4 protein-coding genes are annotated in these 3,810 nt (G+C 71.4%); 2 read left to right on the top strand and 2 right to left on the bottom strand.

The window, feature by feature from the left end:
* The coding region (locus tag G3I40_RS23705) for a HEAT repeat domain-containing protein (protein ID WP_164304141.1) at positions 1-933 on the bottom strand (933 nt) is incomplete at its 3' end.
* Positions 934-1,212: 279 nt separating this feature from the next.
* Positions 1,213-1,605: an ankyrin repeat domain-containing protein gene (locus G3I40_RS23710; protein WP_164304142.1), complete on the bottom strand. Its 393-nt coding sequence runs from the start codon at positions 1,603-1,605 to the stop codon at positions 1,213-1,215.
* A gap of 281 nt (positions 1,606-1,886) precedes the next feature.
* On the opposite strand from G3I40_RS23710, the gene G3I40_RS23715 reads away from it, so the two are divergent.
* Together G3I40_RS23715 and G3I40_RS23720 are read left to right on the top strand one after the other, a co-directional pair.
* A complete protein-coding gene (locus G3I40_RS23715) occupies positions 1,887-2,081 on the top strand; it encodes a hypothetical protein (protein ID WP_018534760.1) in 195 nt (64 codons plus the stop codon).
* Positions 2,082-2,118: 37 nt separating this feature from the next.
* Positions 2,119-3,732 carry an ATP-binding protein gene (locus G3I40_RS23720; RefSeq protein WP_164304143.1) on the top strand — a complete coding sequence of 538 codons (1,614 nt, stop codon included), beginning with the start codon at positions 2,119-2,121 and terminating at the stop codon, positions 3,730-3,732.
* Positions 3,733-3,810: the final 78 nt, after the last annotated feature.

The raw sequence follows: 3,810 nt of genomic DNA on the forward strand, positions 1-3,810 counted from the left end.
CTCCACCACGGCGGCGCTGCGCATGCGTTCGAAGGCGTCGAGTGCGGCGTCGACGACCACCCGGGAACCGGACTCCACGGCGGCCTCGACGAGGTCGTACACGTCGGGGTCGTGGGCGTCGGCGAGGTAGCGCAGCGCGGTGCAGCGCGCCCCGTCCGTGCCGTCCTGCGCGGCCCGCACGATCTGGGGGCGGTCCTCTGGCCCGGCGACCGCGGTCAGGCAGCGCGCGGCGGGCACGTACAGGACGGCCCCGCGTTCGAAGCCCTCCTGCGCCCAGTCGAAGACGGCCTGCACGCTCCATTCGGGGCGCGGGCCCGACGGGCGCATCTGGCGCTGCCAGCGGTCGAACGACCCTGATTCCTGAGCGGCACGCACGCGTGCCCCCACGTGGGGCCGGGGATCGTCGGCCCACAGCCGCCAGGGCCGTGGTTCGAACGCGTCGCGCACGGCGACGACGAGCTCGCCCTCGGCGTCCGCGGGGAATCTGGCGAGGATCGGCTCGGCGAGGGCGCGCAGGCCCGCGTCGTCGTCGCGCAGGGCCAGCTCGTCCAGGGCCCAGGCCCAGTTGCCCCCGAAGGCCGCGTACCTGCGCAGCAGCTCCAGGGCGTCCCGCCTGCCGTACGAGGCGAGGTGTCCGAGGACCGCGAGCGCGAGCCCGGTGCGCGACTCGTCGCGGTCCACCAGGTCGTCGGGGTCGAAGAGGTGTCGCTCGATCTCCCCGAGCTCGCCGTGGAGGTCGAGGTAGAGGCGGGCGTAGTACAGCGAGCGGTTCTCCACCTGCCAGTCGTGGCGGGGGTCGCTCAGCACACAGTGATTGAGAGCCGCGAGCGCCTCGTCCCGCGGCGCCGTCAGCGCGTGCAGCGTGCCGTCGCCGCGACCGCGCTGCAGCAGGCCGAGCAGCGTACCGCTGGGCGCTATGACCGGTTCGAACATGGGAAACAGCCTCACATCAAGCGTCGACGCAACCGGGAATCCGCACCTACCTGGCCACGCGACAACACGTCGGAGCGCCCGCCGTCTCTTGCTTGCTGTAGACCATCTCTCTGCCTCTCGTCCAAGGCCCTGAACGGGCCGTTCACGGCCCGCGCGGCACGTGGGCACCACCTGCCCCGCCGTCGCGTCCGTAAATCACGCCGTCATCATGACCCAGCGGTTCCGCCCGCCGCGACCACATTTCCTGCACCCCCGTTTTGCCTGGTCAGAGCCAGTGCCTCAGGAAGCTCCGAAGAGCTCCAGCAGCTCCGCCTTGCCGAACATGCGGGCCGTGTCGAGCGCCGACGGGGTGCCCGCGGCCGGATCGGCGTGCCCGTCGAGCAGGGCCCGGATCACGCCCTCCTCGCCCTTGAAGACGGCACCCGCGAGCGGGGTCTGGCCCTTGTCGTTGGCCCGGTTGGCGTCGGCTCCGCGCGCGAGGAGGGCACGGACCGCGTCCGCGTGCCCGTGATACGCGGCGAGCATGACGAGCGTGTCGCCACGGTCGTTCGTGAGGTTGGCCGGAACGCCCGCGTCCACGTACCCCACGAGCGCCTCCGTCTCGCCCCGGCGGGCGAGATCGAAGATCTTGGTGGCCAGCTCCACGACCTCCGGGTCGGGGGCTTCGCTCATCGGCCGGACCGCCTTTCGCATACGTGCTGATACGGCCGTGCGGCCGTACGAGTGAATCGACAGAGTACTGCCCGCCGGGGCACATGACCCGACCCCGCCGAGGCAAAGATCACCACCAGTGCGGACGACCGTCCGGCGGCAGGCACGGGTGGCCCACCAGCCATCTGCCGACTGGGTGAAATCAGCGAAATTCAACCCGTTTGCACCTTTTGTCGTATAGATACATGCTGTGAGCCTGGAAGAACTCATGGTGACTGTCCCCATCAACCAGGAGAACCCTCATGATCCTGTCCATCTCGGGCGTCGTGCTGCTCGGCATCATCGTCTTCCTGTTCTTCCGCAAAGACGGCCTGAAGGCCTCGCACGCACTGGTCTGCGCCCTCTTCGGCTTCTACCTGGCTGGCACGGCCATCGCCCCGAGCATCAAGGCGGGCGGCGCGAGCCTCGCCAGCCTGCTCGGCGGGATCAAGTTCTGACGGCACACTCACCCGCACACACCTTCAGGAGACCGACGTGGCCAGGCGACCACTCCCCCGCATTCTGAGCAACGGCAGCGCCCCGATCGCCCGGAGCCGGGAAGTGGCTGCCCGAAGCCGGGAAATGGCGCGGACGGCCGCCGACGGCGCCACCGACGTCCTCCATCCCCTCATCACGATCACTCGTGGACTGCGCCGGCTGGCAGCCGCCGGACGGCGCAAGTGGTCGGGCACCCCCAAGGACCGGCGCGGACCGCTCCTCTTCTTGGTGGCCGCCGTGATCCTGGTCGTGGTGTTCCTTCCGTACGGGCCGCTGCTGGCGCTCATCTCCCTGATGGCGGCGGCCGCATGGAAGGGACGGGATCCCAAGCAACCGGTGCAGACCGGTCCGGACGAGTCCCAGGTGCAGCGACTGTCCTCGCTGTACGAGGCACTCGTTCCGTACTTCTCCGTTGCCGAGGACCCGAGCCCCCTGTACGCCCACGGGGGCGAGTGGGAGAAGGCCTTCGAAACCTACGACTTCGACGGCGACGGGCGGTTCGACCGCCTGTCGATCCGTTACCCCGCCTATTTCACCGACGGTGAGGCCGAGTCCCGCGCCCGGATCGAGCAGCTGCTCAACGCGAAGCTCGGCCGGGGCCGCGAATACCACTTCGTGTGGGACGAGGAAGCCAACCACCTGACGGTGAACGTCCTCGAACCCCTGCCCACCGACATCTGCGCGCAGCGCTTCGTCACCTCCCCCGGCGAGACCGTCCTCGGCTTCACCGACGGGACCGGCGTCCAGCGCACGCTGCCGGTCATGGACGGCGAGGAGCAGCGGGACGTCCCGCCGGTCGTGTGGCGCACCGGAATCCGCTCCACCGAGCCCCACCTGCTGATCGTCGGCCAGCCCGGCAGCGGCACGACCTCCCTCATGCGGGCGATCGCCCTGCAGGCGCTGCAGCACGGCGACGTCCTCGTCATCGAGGGCAGCGGCACCGGCGACTACTCCTGTCTGGTCGGCCGGACCGGCGTCCTGGCCGTGGAGTGCGGTCTCGCCGGCGCCCTCGCCAGCCTCGAATGGGCCGCGCACGAGACGGAGCGGCGGCTGATCGCGGCGAACCGCGCACGTCAGTCCGGGCACCCCACGCCCGACGACATCAAGCGGCCCCTGTGGATCCTGCTGGACCGCCCCAGCGCGCTGGGGCACCTCGCGGCCGCGGACGGGCGCACGGACCCGCAGACGCTGCTCCAGGTCCCGCTGCGGCACGGCCGCGCGGCGGGCGTGACGGTGGTCGTGGCGGAGCAGTTCGACGCCTTCGACGGCCTCATCGAGCCGGTCCGCCAGCACACCCGCGCGCGCGTGGTGCTGGGCCCGGCCACGGCGGAGGAACTCCACGACGTGCTCGGCACCCTCCCCCAGACGACGCCCACCGCCGACATCCCACCCGGCCGTGGCTACGCCCGTCTGGGCACCGGGCAGGTCCACCGCCTCCAGGTGCCCGCCACTCCCGACCCGTACGACGAGGCGACGAGCGAGGTCCACCGGCAGGCGGTCATGAGCCTGCTGCCGGTCCGTTCCACGCCCGCCGACGCCGAGGCCGACGCCGATGAAGCCACCGGCGTCGAGTCGGTCCCCGACGAGGCCGAGGCGCTCGCGGAGCGGTGACGGTCAGGCGATCAGGGTGCGCGGCACGTCCCCGCCCGCACCCTGCCCCGCCCCGACGAGCCGGGCCGCGGCCGCCAG

Origin of the sequence: Streptomyces sp. SID14478, assembly GCF_010548525.1 — a bacterium.
GTDB lineage: Bacteria > Actinomycetota > Actinomycetes > Streptomycetales > Streptomycetaceae > Streptomyces.